The sequence below is a fragment of the Williamwhitmania taraxaci genome (assembly GCF_900096565.1).
GTDB lineage: Bacteria > Bacteroidota > Bacteroidia > Bacteroidales > Williamwhitmaniaceae > Williamwhitmania > Williamwhitmania taraxaci.
In genome coordinates, this window is sequence record NZ_FMYP01000024.1 from 1 (window position 1) to 15,833 (window position 15,833).

At 42.2% G+C, this 15,833-nt stretch carries 19 protein-coding genes; 12 read left to right on the plus strand and 7 right to left on the minus strand.

Going from position 1 to position 15,833, the window contains the following annotated elements; translation table 11 throughout:
• The 3 genes from BLS65_RS18900 to BLS65_RS07820 form a co-directional block, all read right to left on the minus strand.
• On the minus strand, positions 1-173 hold a 173-nt coding region (locus BLS65_RS18900), incomplete at its 3' end, for a helix-turn-helix domain-containing protein (protein ID WP_139180958.1).
• Positions 174-312: 139 nt separating this feature from the next.
• The gene (locus BLS65_RS07815; protein ID WP_092437665.1) at positions 313-666 is read right to left on the minus strand and encodes a hypothetical protein; all 354 of its coding nucleotides are present in this window, start codon (positions 664-666) and stop codon (positions 313-315) included.
• Complete coding sequence (locus BLS65_RS07820) at positions 650-1,978, minus strand: hypothetical protein (RefSeq protein WP_092437667.1); 1,329 nt, start codon at positions 1,976-1,978, stop codon at positions 650-652. The genes BLS65_RS07815 and BLS65_RS07820 overlap by 17 nt, the downstream gene beginning before the upstream one ends.
• A gap of 298 nt (positions 1,979-2,276) precedes the next feature.
• Here BLS65_RS07820 and BLS65_RS07825 point away from each other — a divergent pair, with 298 nt between their 5' ends.
• A complete protein-coding gene (locus BLS65_RS07825) occupies positions 2,277-2,702 on the plus strand; it encodes a hypothetical protein (RefSeq protein WP_125869805.1) in 426 nt (141 codons plus the stop codon).
• 194 nt (positions 2,703-2,896) lie between these two features.
• On the opposite strand, the gene BLS65_RS07830 is transcribed toward BLS65_RS07825, so the two are convergent.
• The gene (locus tag BLS65_RS07830; RefSeq protein WP_092437671.1) at positions 2,897-3,427 is read right to left on the minus strand and encodes a hypothetical protein; all 531 of its coding nucleotides are present in this window, start codon (positions 3,425-3,427) and stop codon (positions 2,897-2,899) included.
• 129 nt (positions 3,428-3,556) lie between these two features.
• Positions 3,557-4,132: a response regulator transcription factor gene (locus BLS65_RS07835; RefSeq protein ID WP_092437673.1), complete on the minus strand. Its 576-nt coding sequence runs from the start codon at positions 4,130-4,132 to the stop codon at positions 3,557-3,559.
• A gap of 640 nt (positions 4,133-4,772) precedes the next feature.
• Here BLS65_RS07835 and BLS65_RS07840 point away from each other — a divergent pair.
• From BLS65_RS07840 to rlmF, 5 genes are all read left to right on the plus strand, one after another.
• Positions 4,773-5,321, plus strand: a complete 549-nt coding sequence (locus BLS65_RS07840) for a porin family protein (protein WP_170830036.1) — start codon at positions 4,773-4,775, stop codon at positions 5,319-5,321.
• A 117-nt stretch (positions 5,322-5,438) separates the two neighbouring features.
• Positions 5,439-5,612: a hypothetical protein gene (locus BLS65_RS18215; protein ID WP_170830037.1), complete on the plus strand. Its 174-nt coding sequence runs from the start codon at positions 5,439-5,441 to the stop codon at positions 5,610-5,612.
• A gap of 335 nt (positions 5,613-5,947) precedes the next feature.
• Positions 5,948-6,304: a zinc ribbon domain-containing protein YjdM gene (locus tag BLS65_RS07845; protein ID WP_092437678.1), complete on the plus strand. Its 357-nt coding sequence runs from the start codon at positions 5,948-5,950 to the stop codon at positions 6,302-6,304.
• A 246-nt stretch (positions 6,305-6,550) separates the two neighbouring features.
• Positions 6,551-6,988, plus strand: a complete 438-nt coding sequence (locus tag BLS65_RS07850) for an OsmC family protein (RefSeq protein ID WP_092437680.1) — start codon at positions 6,551-6,553, stop codon at positions 6,986-6,988.
• A 160-nt stretch (positions 6,989-7,148) separates the two neighbouring features.
• Complete coding sequence (gene rlmF / locus BLS65_RS07855) at positions 7,149-8,114, plus strand: 23S rRNA (adenine(1618)-N(6))-methyltransferase RlmF (RefSeq protein ID WP_244500676.1); 966 nt, start codon at positions 7,149-7,151, stop codon at positions 8,112-8,114.
• Between the two features lie 158 nt (positions 8,115-8,272).
• Here rlmF and BLS65_RS07860 read toward each other — a convergent pair whose 3' ends face one another.
• On the minus strand, positions 8,273-8,839 hold the full coding sequence (locus BLS65_RS07860) for a hypothetical protein (RefSeq protein WP_092437684.1): 567 nt from the start codon (positions 8,837-8,839) through the stop codon (positions 8,273-8,275).
• A gap of 323 nt (positions 8,840-9,162) precedes the next feature.
• Here BLS65_RS07860 and BLS65_RS07865 point away from each other — a divergent pair, with 323 nt between their 5' ends.
• From BLS65_RS07865 to BLS65_RS07890, 5 genes are all read left to right on the plus strand, one after another.
• The gene (locus tag BLS65_RS07865) at positions 9,163-9,462 is read left to right on the plus strand and encodes a putative quinol monooxygenase (protein WP_092437686.1); all 300 of its coding nucleotides are present in this window, start codon (positions 9,163-9,165) and stop codon (positions 9,460-9,462) included.
• A 505-nt stretch (positions 9,463-9,967) separates the two neighbouring features.
• On the plus strand, positions 9,968-11,146 hold the full coding sequence (locus tag BLS65_RS07875) for a molybdopterin molybdotransferase MoeA (protein WP_092437690.1): 1,179 nt from the start codon (positions 9,968-9,970) through the stop codon (positions 11,144-11,146).
• A complete protein-coding gene (locus BLS65_RS07880; protein ID WP_092437692.1) occupies positions 11,130-11,930 on the plus strand; it encodes a GTP 3',8-cyclase MoaA in 801 nt (266 codons plus the stop codon). The genes BLS65_RS07875 and BLS65_RS07880 overlap by 17 nt, the downstream gene beginning before the upstream one ends.
• A 147-nt stretch (positions 11,931-12,077) precedes the next feature.
• Positions 12,078-12,527, plus strand: coding sequence for a cyclic pyranopterin monophosphate synthase MoaC (gene moaC / locus BLS65_RS07885; protein WP_092437695.1), 450 nt, complete (start codon positions 12,078-12,080; stop codon positions 12,525-12,527).
• Positions 12,528-12,566: 39 nt separating this feature from the next.
• Positions 12,567-13,511, plus strand: coding sequence for an MOSC domain-containing protein (locus BLS65_RS07890; RefSeq protein ID WP_092437697.1), 945 nt, complete (start codon positions 12,567-12,569; stop codon positions 13,509-13,511).
• A 49-nt stretch (positions 13,512-13,560) separates the two neighbouring features.
• Here the strand turns inward: BLS65_RS07890 and BLS65_RS17965 are convergent, their stop codons facing one another.
• Positions 13,561-13,752, minus strand: coding sequence for a hypothetical protein (locus BLS65_RS17965; protein WP_125869806.1), 192 nt, complete (start codon positions 13,750-13,752; stop codon positions 13,561-13,563).
• A gap of 32 nt (positions 13,753-13,784) precedes the next feature.
• On the opposite strand from BLS65_RS17965, the gene BLS65_RS07895 reads away from it, so the two are divergent.
• Positions 13,785-15,590, plus strand: coding sequence for a TonB-dependent receptor plug domain-containing protein (locus tag BLS65_RS07895; RefSeq protein WP_092437699.1), 1,806 nt, complete (start codon positions 13,785-13,787; stop codon positions 15,588-15,590).
• Positions 15,591-15,833: the final 243 nt, after the last annotated feature.

Sequence of the window (15,833 nt, forward strand, 5' to 3'; positions counted from 1 at the left end):
CGCTGCGCCACGTTGCTCTCGTAAATGCCCGTTTTGGCATCCCTGTTCCTGCGAATCTCCCGGGATATCACGGAAGGGCTTCGGTTGATAAACAGGGCTATTTCTTTTTGTAGCTTGCCTTGCTGTAGCATGAGGGTAATTACATACCTTTGCTCTTGGTTGATGTGCGCCATTACAACTTATTTTTAGAGGACTTAGGGGGTAAAGAACCACATTTTTTCCATCGGAGAAGCGAAGGTGAGTAATTCTCATCTTCCTGTTCTGAAAAAATGCAATTCCTTTCTCTCCAATCAATCCTATAAGTTGCATTTGTTACTTGAATTTAGGATTTATTTCAGTAAGTTTTTTGCAGATTTCTATATGAAGCCAAATAGACAAGTTGTGTAATCTTGATTGATAGCCTGTCAATTTTAAATCACCATCTTCAATAACAAAGTCACCGTTTTCAATGGCTAAATCATTATCTCCATCTTTGTCAATGTCCTTGATTAAATAGTGAATGTCTTTATAAAGAACTTCAATGAAATTTTCATTTTCCTTTCCAAATGGTTCAAGTACTTTGTCAATGAACTCGTCCAATGATTTTTTATCAGTGTTTCTAATTTCTTCTATTAAATTTAAGTAATCGTTTCGTTTTAACATAACTGCCCTAATCTTGTATTGCATTTAAAGCACCATTATTAAAATATAAATAAGTTCCCCAACCATAAACCCATTGTTCAGATGTTAGACCTCGTACAATTGTTCTGTTTATGTTTATTGGATGCCCCCAAGCTGCAATACACATTTCATTGTTCATTCCTAATATAACTTTTCCATCAGCAATATATCCGCCCATTTTTTGACCCCATTTAGCAACACAATCATTTTTGAACTTCGCTCTTTCAAGCTGCTCTTGCTTTTTTCGTTCTTCTTGTTCTTTTTTCCTTTCTTCTTCTTTTTTCTTTTTTTCCAGTTCTTGTTTTACAAATTCAGTCTCAAGCATAAAATAATCACTGATAAGTCCACTTTCTAAGTCAATTTTCACTTCTTTATCGCCATTTTTTAGAAAATAAAAACAATTTAAATAATATGAGTCTTTTGATTCTATAAAACTTATATCAGAACAAGTCCAAACCTCTCCATATTTTATATTAATCATTGCACCTGTGTTTACATCAATTAAGTTTTGCAGATTTGTATTCGTTCTGTCAGAATATCGAAGAACAACATTTTGATTTAAATAAATCGCTCTTTGCTTTTCAAAGAATGGAACAAGAAAAAATGGACTTCCTATAAATCGAGCTTGGTCAATAATCCAATATAATACATCTTGATTTGTTTCATTTCTCAATGTTATTTTAAGGCTCAATTGCCAGTCTCTTCCGTCTTCGATTTCTATATCATCTAACTTTTTAAATTCTTTGGAGCCATAAGGTTCTTTACCTTCTATATTAAGAATTGTGAAATATTTACCATAAACACTATCAGGAAAAGTTCCGATTTTACCGAAAATTATACCTTCAGTTTTATCAGTTTTTTCGTGATAAAAGAATGGGAGATATATGTTTGTTTTTTCTTTATCTATTTTTTCGTAGTTTACTTTTCTATCATTGTATTGTTTCAAAGCCGGCCCTTTGAGGCTTGCAGGATCGCCAAACATTTTAGTAAGTGTAATTTCTTCAAATGGAATTTTACCTTCTTTTACTATTTGAACAGTATCGGAAGAAAACAAGAAATTAATCATTCTTTCATTGTTGTCAGAACTATACTTTGATTTGTGATTTTTAGACTTTGGTAAAAAGAACAGTTTATATCCAATATATTTTTTGTAATCTGTTGGATGTTTCTGCATCACGATATTTGTCAAACTGTCAAATTGCTTAGGTTTAAATACAGGCCTTTCTACTACATCATTTTCTCTAATAGTTATTTGAGCATTAAGTGATGTCAACCCTAGGCTGAGTGAAATTGCTAAAAATAATATTCTTTTTTTCATCTTTTGATTAATCTTGTTTGTGTCGTTTTAAAATTACTGCCAACTCGTTTATATGTGTGATAAAATCACACAATACATGCCCTATTGGTATGTATTGTGTGAAAAACATACACAATACACAAATATATAAATCTTTATCACATGGCATCAATCAGCGAGCGAATATTTTTTAGTCTCTGCCTGCTCACTTATAGGTTTACCTCCAACCTTTCATTCTCCCATTAAATTGCCTCTCGAAGAGGAAAATTGCTAGGACGAGAGGCAATTTGCTACCTAGAGAGGCAATTTGCTTCTCGGAGTGAGAAAAAGGTATCTCGGAGAAGCAAATTTGCTACCCGGAGAAGCAAATTTGCTAGGCCGAGAGGCAAATTTGCTACCCGGAGAGGGAAAAATGCTACTCGGAGAAGCAAATTTGCTAGGCCGAGAGGCAAATTTGCTAGTTGGAGAAGCAAATTTGCTACCCGGAGAGGGAAAAAGGTATCTCGGAGAAGCAATTTTCTCACTCGGAGAGTCTAAAAGGTATCTCGGAGAAGCAATTTTCTCACTCGGTGAGGGAAAAAGGTATCTCGAAGAAGCAAATTTGCTACCGAGAGAGGGAAAAATGCTACTCGGAGAAGCAAATTTGCTATTCGGAGAGGGAAAAAGGTATCTCGGAGAAGCAATTTTCTCACTCGGAGAATCTAAAAGGTATCGCGGAGCGCGAAAAATGGGATCTGTTCACTAAACTTTGTCGGGTGGGGATTTATCGAGCCTATATTTCGTATTCAGATGCAGGCATTGGTGGGGCTGTTTGTTGGGCAGGGGCTGCTAGGCTATTTCGGTGTGGGGTATTCCGGCACGTCTCGTTTTGTGGTAAATGCACGTAAGGGTGCCCTACCGGGGCACCCTTACGCGTGTGCAAATTTGGGCGCTGCTAAGCTACGTTGTGGGTTCGTCGCTGTTGTCGTTTTCGGTATTGTCCTTCGAATTATTCTTCTTATTGCGGGGAGTGGGGGGCGTGCCCTTGCCACGGCCGGGGAATCGCGCCTGAAGATCGTCGTAAACCGATTTCATGCCGGGAACGTTTGCCTTGGCAGCACCCTTCAGTGCGGTGTAGAATGTTAGCGCATCGGTGTATGCCTCGCTGCCAACATACAAGGTGGTGTCGTCGATTTCTTCGATGAGCTGCCGCAGCGGTTTTTGCATGCGCGAGAGGTTGTTTACCGTGGTCACGTTGTTCTCGAACTCGGCCACGTTTAAGAAGGCGGGCACCACCGATGGGTTTTGCTTGGCATACTCTAGCGTTTTGGTTACAAACGCCAAGGTTTTGTCGCCCATCTTGGCCAGGTTGTGCCTGTCGTCGTTCGTAAGGTTAATGAGCATCGGAAGGCTATTCTCAACGGTGGTAACGGTGTCGATGGTGGTTTGCGCTAACGATGCGTCGATGGTTATTGCAATCTTTATTTCCATAGTTGTGAATTTAGGTTAATAAAATAGTTACTTGCTGTTGCAGTGAGGTATGTTGCCAAAATGCTCACTCAACTGGATGCAAGTTATTACCTCTTTCTGTTCAAAAAAATAGCCCTTTCGGGCTATTTTTTAGCTGCCGTGTGCCGCTAAAAAAATGCGAAGTGCCTCTACGCGGTTCTTCACGCCCAGCTTTGCGTATATGTTCTTGGTGTGGTTCTTTACGGTGTGTGGGCTTATAAATAGTTTCTCGGCAATCTCTTTGTTTAGGAGGCCCATAGCGAGAAATTCCAAAATTTGTTTCTCGCGGGTGGTGAGGTTTGCAACCGGTAGCTCTCGGTTGTGAGCAGCGGGGAGGCTGTTAATAAATTCGCACATGATGTGCAGCCCTCGCAGCGCCTTTCCCTGGTTGTTTAGGTAGGTGTCTCTTTCGGACTCGATTTCTAACGTGGACGATTCGAGGCATACGTGGGTGGTTTTAAGGTAGCCATTCTCTACCTCTTGGTGCCTCATTACCAAGCGGAGCAACGCTTGCTCTTGCTTTTCGGGAAGCGTGAGGTCGATGAAGGAAATGGTGTAGCTTGGAGCCAGAATATTGGTAGTGCCAACCCACGGTGGCTTAGCAAAAAGGTGCGCTCGATGTGGGTGCTTGTTGTTCGTATCGAGCCGTATTCTCTCTGGGAAATGAATAATGGCCAGCTTTATCATCGTTATCGGTAGGTTGATAAAACAATAATACAGAGTTAAATGTATGAAATGTTTTTGGGCTGGCAAATATATTGTTGCCTTTTGTCGTGCCTGTTTTGGTAAATATAAAGTGTCGCCTGCATGTTCGCAAACCATTTGCTTCGATGATTATTACTGAAAACATTGTCGATGATTATTGGGATGCAGAGGCGAAAAAAGAATATTTGTTTAGTGGCTAAGTTCTAGCTATTACAATATTTATTTGTTTTAACATGGTTGATTCCAATTGCAACTAATAGGTCAGCGCTACGCGCCTTTTATGCAATATGGAGATATCTCCAGCTACGCTGCTAAATAATCCAATTGCATTACACTATCGCCTTATGGTTCGCGAGTTGCCCAGCCGCGTAGCGGCGAACTCTTTGTAGAAACACAATAGTATAAAACCAAGAAAGCCGCGTAGCGGCGACCTCTCGGTTTTGTAAACCATGCAAGGTGGTTTTGCGGTTTGTTTTAGAACTCAGCAAGTTTAGTTAATCAGCAGTGTCAAGTAATCGAATCTGTGATATATGTAATATTTTGCAAGAATACTATAACATATTGTGGTGTTATTCTCTCCAACTTTGCTCTTAACTAATATTAACTCAAATACATGCGACTTATGAAACAAATTTTCGCTATCGCTGTTGTTTTTCTTCTTTTTACAGGTGCTACCAGCGCTCAACATTTTAACATTGGTATTAAGGGTGGTTTAAATGCTTATAGCATCACCGAAAAAAGTGTCTTTGATGAGACGCTGAAAGCAGGTTTGCACGTTGGACTTATTGGACACGCTCATCTTTCGAATAATTTTGCCTTGCAACCCGAACTTGTTTATTCGATGCAGGGATCGAAAAGCATTGACCTAAATTACGTTAACGTCCCCTTGTTATTTCAATACATGTTTGACAATGGGTTCAGGTTACAAGCAGGTCCTCAGTTCGGCTTTTTAGTAAGTGCTGAAGATAAAAATAATGTTGATATTAAGAATAATATTGAATCTCTCGATATAGCCATAGCAATGGGGATAAGTTATGTAAACCCTGCTACAAACTTTGGAGTAGATTTCAGGTATAATCATGGCCTTACTGACGTCTCTAAAAATAACGGCCCAAAAATTTTCAATAGAGGATTTCAATTAGGTGTTTTCTACCTGTTAAATCATAAATAATTCGCAGGTATCTGGTTTTTGATACCGCCAATACTTAGTATGTTGGGCAAGAAAGGTTTTTCTGATTGTTCTTCTTGCACAGTAACCTAGAGTTATTACAAACAAAAAAAATTAGTTATGAAAACGCCCTCAGCACCCCTGAAAATTACATGGATTATTGGTTTAATCCTTGGTATACTCGGAATTATCGGTCATTACTTCCACGTTGAATTCTTGACGGAATACAATTACATTCTACTGCTGATTGGATTTGTTGCGCTAGCTGTTGGGACTACATTCAAAGGGCTGTAATTTGGCATTTCAAATTGCCTTGTAATAAAAGAAGGATGGTGGTTCCGGTTATGCAAGCATAACCTGAGCTGCTATCCTTCTTAATGTTTTCGGCCCATGCTGAAATGAATGTCCTTAAGAAGCGAAAGGGTCGTTAAGCACGCAATCAATCTTGCCGAGCATGGGCTAAGCCTTCGGGTCTACTATGCGAGCCTAGTAACTAAGAATGCTGAACGGATTCAATAGTCACTAAACAAATTAACCTGTCGCCCCATTAATCAAATCGCTATCTTTGTGCGGTAATAGTATGTCAGTTTAGATACTGAGGAAGAACAAAAACACAAAAAACAACTTCAATGAGCAACGAAAACAAGTGCCCAAAATGCAATTCAGCAAATACCTATCAAGACGCGAATATGTGGATTTGCCCCGATTGTTTTCATGAATGGGATCCCGCTGAGTCGGCACAAGCGGCCGAAGAAGAAGCAAAGGCAGATATGGCATTGGATTGTAATGGAAATGCGCTTGTTTCGGGCGATTCCATAACCGTTATCAAAGATCTGAAAGTAAAAGGTATTCTATCGGGAATTAAAGCCGGGACAAAGGCAAAGAATATTCGCATTGTTGAAGGCAACGATGGACACAATGTTTCGTGCAAAATTGATGGCATTGGCGCAATGTATTTGAAGTCGGAATTTGTTAAGAAAGCGTAACTTTTCCGTGGTTCAAAAAGGAGGGACATGCATTGCTGCATCGTCCCTCCTTTTTTGCACTATAGTTCAGCTGCCGTTTTTACGTGCATTATTAGCATATTGTAAATGGTTGTCTAGTGTCGGATTCTTTTGCATGAACATTTTTGCGGCAGTCATGTTATATTGACAATCCTGCTAGAGTAGGAGCACCAATATGAAATAATAGTAGTATTTTCGACATACGAAACCAAATTAAAACTCAAAAGCATGAAACGCAAAGCAACAGCCAAATGGAATGGCACCGGATTGGAAGGAAAAGGATCTTTAACTTCACCAAGCGGTGTCCTAAATAATACTCCCTATAACTTTACTGCAAGGTTTAAGGATGAGGAAGGAAAGTCGGGCACAAACCCCGAGGAGTTAATTGCAGCTGCCCATGCAGGTTGCTTCAATATGGCTCTGAGCTTTCAAATTGCGGGTGCTGGCTTCACCGCCGATGAGTTGATAACCGAAGCGGTTGTTAATCTCGACCAGGTAGATGGTGGCTTTGCCGTTACTGGCATTGAACTGAAACTTACCGGAAAAGTTGCCGGAATGACAGAGGAGAAGTTTATGGAGCTGGCCAATGCGGCTAAGGCTGGTTGTCCTATCTCGAAATTATTAAGCGCAGTTCCTATTACTCTTTCGGCAAAGTTTGTAAAATAGCTTACATAACTCAAGCTCTAGCCCCGGTTGCGCCTTGCGTGTGCCGGGGTTTTTTATGCGATTTATTTTGAGGAAAGATGTTGATGTGCCGTGATAGTTTATTCTCTACGCATGTTATGAATCTGCTATCTTTGCACTACAAATCAATTCATGTAGCATCTTGTCTCAAAGCTCAATTTCTTCGTCCGAAAAGCCGGGATTGCATCCCCGCAATGCACACCGGTTTTCGTATAATTTTCCGGAGTTGATTGCCTGCTGTAGCGAGTTGGCGCCGTTTGTGTTTGTGAACCCATACGGGAACGAGTCTATCGACTTTGCCAACCCTGATGCTGTAAAGGCGCTAAATAAAGCATTGCTGAGCCATTTCTACAATATAAAGAATTGGGATATCCCAGTTAACTATCTCTGTCCGCCCATTCCGGGTAGAGCCGACTATATTCATTATCTCGCCGATTTGCTCGCCGACTACAACGATGGGATTATTCCTCGAGGCGAGAAGCTGGTGGGACTCGATGTAGGCGTGGGGGCCAACTGCGTTTATCCAATCATTGGACGAAAGGAGTATGGCTGGAGTTTTGTAGGTTCCGATATCGATAGTGTTGCCGTAGCGTCGGCCCAGCGCATCGTCGATTCCAATCCGGTCTTGTCAAACGGGGTTACTATTCGGTTGCAACCATCCTCAAAGGATATCTTTGCAGGGATAATTCAATCGGGTGAACAGTTCGACTTTACCCTTTGCAATCCGCCATTTCATGCATCACCCGAAGAGGCTGCCGCGGGTAGCGAGCGCAAGCACCGAAACCTTGGGCTAGATAGAAAAAGTAAGCCAGTGCTTAACTTTGGTGGGCAAAACAATGAGCTGTGGTGCGAGGGAGGCGAGGAGGCTTTTCTGCGTAGGATGGTGGAGCAGAGCGCCACGATTTCAACCCAATGCTTCTGGTTTACTTCGCTGGTATCAAAGAGTGCGAGCCTGCCTGCTGTATACAACGCACTTCGTGCTGCCCATGCATGGGAGGTGCATACCATCGATATGGCGCAAGGGCAAAAGATTAGCCGTATAGTTGCCTGGACTTTCCTGAAGGACGAAGAGCAGGAGAAGTGGTGTAAGAAGCGCTGGGGACAGTAGTTTGCTCTCTGGAATTTGGCGTTTGACTCAGCCTTTCCATATGCACCAGATGGTAATTGAGCGCGGTCTATTTCCTGTCGGCAGTGGATATTAGTTACAGTTGCGTTGTAAAATAAAAAAAGGGCCGAAGCCCTTTTTTTTATTTGTTGTCAGTTCTTTTATTTTTTCTTCTTCTTGCTGGTCTCATCAAGGAATGACACATCTCCAGCAAAAGATCCGGAAAGCTTTTTACCCAATATTGTTTTGCAATCGATGGTTGCAATAATCCCGGAGCCATTTGTTGTAAATACAACAGTTCCGGAGGTAATGGTATCACTCAATACAGAACTGTCCGTTTGGAAGTTGAGGCTGTCATAAAATACACCATATACAATATTTTGTATTCCATTGTCTTGGCTCAGTCTTCCGAACTTATAAATGCCGGGACAAGGCGAAAGTTTGTTTCTGGATTCGAGCGAAAAATAAATGAAATTACCTATCCCTATCGCGGTGTCCTTTGTTACTTTAATTTCGGACGAAAGCATCATGAAGTCAAAATCGTAGGTGGTATCGTTGGATTCTTGAACACCAAAATCCACAAAGAAGGCTTGGGTGAATTTGTAAGTAGTGTCGTTATAGTATATATTTCCACGAACGGGAATGCTGTTGTCGTCTTTGCTGCAACCGGTTGCTAGGGCTCCTACTAATACAACTGCTATAAGTAAATTTAAATAGCTGCGATTCATAATTATCTTAAGTAAAAGAGATCATACCTACTCGTAAAGCTTTTCGGTAACCGCTTGCTGATAAAACCTAAATGCAATCTAAAACTAAAGTAAAGGTAATATATTAGTTTTAATTCTTACCGTATTTTTTAATGTGGGAGGATGTTCTTCTTCATTTCAATGGTTTTACTACGAATTAGGTTCGTAAATTGTTTCGCATTAGTCTGTTCATTCTGTAATTATTTAACCAATTGGTATTAAATCGGTTTAATTACACTTTGTGGCTCGATTATTTGCAGGGAGTTCGTTGCTGTGCTTATCTTTGGTTTTTAAAAATTTGATATATGGTTCAGGTTATCGTATTTTATTCAGTTCTGCCAATCTTCGAGTCACCCTATACTACTCTGTTTTCGAAGGTAAGGGAAAATGTGCTAAAGGAGGATGGATGCATTCAGTATGAACTTTTCGTCTCCCCCTTTAATCCGCTTCGCTTTTGTTTGGTGGAAAAATGGGTTTCGCAAACAGCGCTCGATGCTCACCTTACCACTAATCATATGGCCGATTACTTCGCACAGAGTCGTGACTTCTTTACCGACAAACCAATAATTGAGATTAAGGATATTGTGAACGAAAGATACCTTTAGTTATTGATGTTTTAATTCATAATAGTATTGAGTATGCCAATCAAAACTACGCAGCCACCGCAAGAGGTGTTTGTTTGCCCATCGTGTCATAAGAAATTGACATTTAGCAAGGTAATGTATGTTGCTAAGGATTCGAAGGTGATTTGCAACCATTGTAATGTCGTGTTAACACCCGGAAATATAAACACAGGAGCCTTATACATTGGGGTGATGTTATTAACGGTCGTTTTTGGCTTTTTTCTATCTATGCTTCTTCAGCCTATTGTGTTTCCGGAGTCTCGTTTTATGGGTCGCATAATGCTGTATTTTCCAATAATGGTTGGGGTGTACACTTTGTTGGCATACATCATGTTTTATCGGAAGATTTGGTTCAAGAAGCGTGAAAGCTAGGAGGCGATATCTCCAACTGTCTACTTCAGTCTTCGGACTTAATCTCATCTAACTTCGGTTTAACTTTCGATTAACCTCTGTAATCGCTACATTTGGCTTTTTAATCCTCTCAAAAATGATAACCTTCGATTCCGCATTCGATATAGTTCTCAGCTACGTAAAACCTCTAACCGCGGAGGTGGTTGATCTATACTCCGCTTTGGGGCGAGTTTTAGCGGAGCCAATAGTCTCGGACATGGATATGCCCCCCTTCGATAAGTCGGCGGTGGATGGCTATGCCTGTCGAAAATCGGATATGGCGAATCTTCTCGAGGTTCTGGAGGTGATTGCGGCCGGACAGGTGCCTACAAAAAACATTGGAGAGAATCAGTGCACTAAGATTATGACCGGTGCAATGCTTCCAGTTGGTGCCGATTGTGTTTTGATGGTTGAGGATACCGAGCAGGTCGGTTGTAAGCATATAAAGTATAAAAGCACTAGTGTAAAAAATAATATTTGCCTGTTGGGCGAAGATGTTCGCGAAAAGGATGTAGTGATTACTCCGGGTGTAGTTATCCAGCCTCAGCATATTGCGGTGTTTGCCGCTTTGGGGTATGCGCAGGTTAAGGTGTTTCGAAAACCAGTGGTTGCCATTCTCAGTACCGGCGACGAACTGGTTGAGCCGTCGCAGAAACCCGGGGTGGGCCAAATCCGAAACAGCAACGGTCATCAGCTGGTGGCACAGGTTATTCGTGCCGGTGGAATTCCCAACTACATGGGAATTGTGGAAGATACCGAACGAGCTACCTTTGATGCCATAAAGAAAGCGTTGGAGTCGAGCGATATTTTGCTGCTTACCGGTGGCGTTTCCATGGGCGACTTCGATTTTGTGCCCTCAGTGCTTATCCGCTGCGGCGTAGAGTTGCTGTTCGATAGCGTGGCCGTTCAACCGGGAAAGCCAACAACCTTTGGCAAAACCGATCAAGGCAAGCTGGTGTTTGGGTTACCAGGAAACCCGGTGTCGTCGTTCACTCAGTTTGAATTACTGGTAAGGCCCGCGATGCACTCCATGATGGGTGGATTGGCAAAATTGTCTGTCGAGAAACGAACGCTTGCCGTCGATTATCACCGAAAGCGAACCGATAGATTGGCGTTTATTCCAATTGTATTAACCGAGAGTGGTGAGGTTAATCTCGCCGAATATCATGGCTCGGCACACATTTTCTCTCTGCCAAATGCGCATGGAATTATGGCTGTTCCGCTTGGCGTTAGCGATTTAAAAAAAGGAGACAAGGTAGATGTACGATCCATATAATAGAAATATCTCATACCTGCGCATCTCGGTTACCGATAGGTGTAACCTTCGATGCCAATACTGCATGCCGGAGGAAGGTGTGGCAATGCTGCCGCATGCCGAGATTCTCACCTTCGACGAAATTGTGGAGGTGGTTAAGTTCGCTGTTGCCCTTGGAGTTTATAAGATACGTTTGACCGGAGGCGAGCCGTTGGTTCGTCGCGGTATTGTCGACTTGGTTCGAATGATTGCAGGGGTCAATGGAATTACCGATTTAGCGATGACCACCAATGGGATATTGCTATCGGAGTTTGCAAAGGATCTCAAGAATGCCGGATTGAATCGGGTGAATGTCAGCCTTGATACGTTGAATCCGGATCATTTTCGCGAGATAACACGAGGTGGAGATATTCAGAAGGTTTTTGATGGTATTAAAGCAGCCAAGGCGGTGGGCCTATCACCCATAAAGTTGAACGCCGTGGTAAAGGGTCATTCCCGCACCGATGATGCTGATTTGCTCCGTAAATTTGCTTCGGATAATGGGTTGGAGGTTCGATTTATAAAGCAAATGAGCCTGGAGGATGGCAGCTTTTCTGTGGTGGAAGGTGGCGAGGGAGGCGATTGTAACTTCTGTAACCGCATTCGGCTTACGGCTAATGGCTTTGTTAAGCCCTGTCTCTTCAATAACTTGGGGTATAGCGTAAGAGAACTTGGACCTCGCGAGGCGCTTTACAGTGCCATCCGCAATAAACCCGAGAGCGGAACAACTAATACCAGCGGAGAGTTTTATAATATTGGAGGATAATAAAAAAGATAAAACACAGAGGCACAGAAATCACGAGAAGAAAATTCAAGTATAGTATTCAATAAGTATAGCTTTGTTCGGTATCTTTTCGTAAAGATTTTCTCCGTGTCTTCATGGTTATTAGTTTTAATTTGAGAGGAAGCAAATATGAGTCTATCACATATCGACGACAAGGGCAAGGCCAACATGGTGGACGTGGGGCACAAACCCCAGCAAATACGCGAGGCGAAAGCCATTGGCTTTATTCATCTAAACAAAGAGGCCATTAGCCAAGTGCTTGAGAACTGCAACAAAAAGGGCGACGTGCTTACTGTGGCCGAGATTGCGGGCATTCAGGCGGCCAAGCGCACGTCCGATCTTATTCCACTTTGCCACACGCTGTTGCTTACCAAGGTAGATGTAACGGCGACTTTAATGGAGACGGGTGTTGAGGTTGCCAGCCTTGCTCGGTGTATTGGGCAGACTGGTGTGGAGATGGAGGCTCTTATGGGTGCCAGTGTGGCGCTGCTCACCATTTACGATATGTGCAAAGCGGTAGATAAGACAATGGTAATTGAAAATGTGCACCTTGTTGAAAAAACAAAGATAGATTTGTAATGTTCCAATCGTTCCAACCAGAACCATAATATACCAAGCATGATGGTTAAGAAAACAGAGTTGAAGGTAATTTCGGTAAATATCTCCAAAAAAAAGGGCGAGATAAAGTTGCCCGTATCTAAGATTGTGCTCAACGCACAGGGTGTAGTGGGCGATGCCCACGCCGGTGATTGGCACCGACAGGTTAGCATACTAGGAAAGGAGAGCTTCGACGCATTCCAAAAACAAGCTGGACGCATGCCCGCTTGGGGCGAGTTCGCCGAGAACATCACCACCGAGGGTATGGAGGTTTTTAAGACCCATCCCGGCGACAGGTTTACCTGCGGCAAGGTTGTGCTGGAGGTAACCCAGATAGGTAAGAAGTGCCACGGCGATGGTTGCGCTATATTCCGTGAGGTTGGTTCGTGCGTTATGCCCAAGGAGGGGATTTTTACAAGGGTTATCCATGCCGGAACAATTCTGCCAGGCGATATCCTTGAGTTTAGCCCTAAGGTTTATAAGGCGCTAGTGGTTACCCTTAGCGAGAGGGCAAGCAGCGGAGTTTATGAGGATCTTAGTGGACCTGCAGTTATAAAGCAGCTGGAATCTTACTTCTCGGCACTGGGGCTTTCGCATGATGTCGATTATCGATTAATTCCCGATAATGAGCAACTTCTTCGTGAAGTCCTCACCAAGGCCAAAAATGACGAGGTTAGCGTGGTAATTACAACCGGTGGAACAGGTGTGGGCCCCCGTGATATTACCCCCGAGGTTGTAAGTAGCCTGCTCGATAAGGAGATTCCGGGAATCATGGAGATGATACGCCTAAAGTATGGCGCCGAAAAGCCCAATGCACTGCTCAGCCGTGGCGTTGCCGGATTGATGGGCGAAACCTTTGTGTATACCCTCCCGGGTAGCGTTAAGGCCGTAAATGAGTATATGGACGAAATCACCAAAACACTTCACCATCTCTTTATTATGAGGATGGGGATTGATGCGCATTAGGTGTATCTACTCATGGATGTATAGTAATTGCTAATCTGGCAGTATTGTTCTAATGTAATTCGTTAATGGTCTCACTTTTATTCGCAAAGGATATACTAAATGCTCCTTTGTGGTATTTATATGCCTTTGTGCGGTAAGGAGGCTGCTCATTGGCTTCCCCATTCCCCGGAATAAGGAATTTTGTGATAGTTGTAAACTGAATAGTATTATTTCTTGCCCATACCACTAATATATGGTTCACTAGGGCAATGGTTAATTGAAGGATATACTTGCATGAAAAAAGGAATTGTAGTTGGTTTTGTTCTACTGGTGAATCTGGGTTATGCTCAAACCATCGTTAAGGATACAGTTAGTCTCGATGAGGTGGTTATCACTGGTTCGAAAATTGAAATTTCCAGAAAGCTTGTCCCTATGTCTCTTTCACAAATTTCGAGACAGGATATTGAAAACAGCGGACAGATCAATGTTTTGTCGGCAATGAATAGTTATGCCCCCGGAGTTTTCGTTACGGAACGAAATTTATTGGGGTTTGGGGTTTCTACGGGTGGTTCGGGTTCAATCACTATTCGGGGAGTAAGTGGTTCGCCCAATACCGATGTTTTAGTCTTAATTGATGGACATCCACAGTATCAGGGAATCTTTGGACATCCATTGCCCGATGCTTATGTGGCTTCTGATGTCGAAAAGGTAGAGATTATTCGTGGGCCTGCATCCATTCTGTATGGTTCAAATGCAATGGCCGGCGTAGTGAATATTATTACGAAAAAGCAGCGCGAAGATGGGGTAACGTTAAATTTAGGCGCAGCCTATGGTTCGTATAATACTCAGAAGTATTACGGAACTGTCGGCTATAAAAAGAAAAAGTTAAGCCTGTTTGCCTCGGCCAATCACGACCAAACCGATGGGATTCGCTCAAATACCGATTTTGTTATTACCAATAGCTTTACTAAAATCGGATATCAAATCAATCGTCATTTCGATGTTTATGCCGATTTAAGTCTGGCGAAGTTTAACGCCAATGATAACGGACCCGATTTTAAACCTGCTCCTTTTAATATCGATATTACTAGAGGGAAAACCTCCTTGTCGGTCGAAAACAGGTTTGATAAATCATCGGGAGCACTCAAAGTTTATCACAATTTTGGAACACACGATTTATCCGACGGATGGCATTCCACCGATCGAAACAGTGGAGTAATGCTCTATCAAACCTTACGCGTATTCGCCAAATCAAGCATAACCTCCGGTGTCGATTTTAAGCAATACGGTGGGAAAGGAAATAGTGGTAAGGCAAAGGATATGCTTAAAACCGTAAATGAGTTGGCTTTTTACACCTATGCACAACAAACTTTATTTGAGAAGGTTACTTTTAGCGCAGGTTTGCGCATCGAGAATAGTTCAGCTTATGGGAATGAACTAATACCCATGGCAGGATTCTCCTACAATCCGACAGGAAACACAACCTTTAAAGGTTCTATTTCAAAAGGTTTTCGTAGTCCAACCATTATGGAACTCTATTTCTTTGCTCCAAACCCCGAGTTACAACCGGAGAGGATGATCAGCTATGAAATTAGCTGGCTGCAAACATTTTTCAGTAAGCGGTTGAATGTAGAGTTGACCGCATACGTGGAAAAAGGCAATAACTTGATCCAAGTAGTTGGGCAATTTCCAAATGTTAAAAGGGAAAATGTGGAAACCTTTTCAAATCAAGGTATCGAGTTTTCTGCTACCTATCGCTTCACACATAATTTGTCGCTTAGTGCAAACTACAGCTTTCTCGATTTAGATAAACCTGTTGTTGCAGCACCACGCCAGCAAGTTAACTGTAGCGTAAATTACCGATATAAGATTTGGACGGTAAATGTATCAACACAGCATATCGAAAAACTATACACTTCCACTACACCCGAAATTACTGCGAATTACACCCTTCTAAACTCAAGGGTGTCAGTAAACCCGGTCAAGAATATTGATGTTTTTGTGTCGGGGAATAACTTGTTAAACCAGAAATATGAAATCAATCATGGCTATCTAATGCCTGGGATATATTATAATGTAGGGCTAAATCTGCGCTTTTAACATAACCGCTTTTCTATCTGTAATCAATACTTAAATCTCCCCTATCAATAGAGGCGACTTGAGATACACGTTTTTATAAGCTAAATGAGCTGGAACGAAATGTTACTCTAGCCGAGTATCAGGCTTTAGCTGGCTTGGGAGAGCGGTAATGCTTTTTTAACCACAGATGAGCGCAGATTTACACAGAGAAGAAAAAATCTGTGAGAATCTGTGAAATCTGAGGTGAATTTATATTCTCAATGG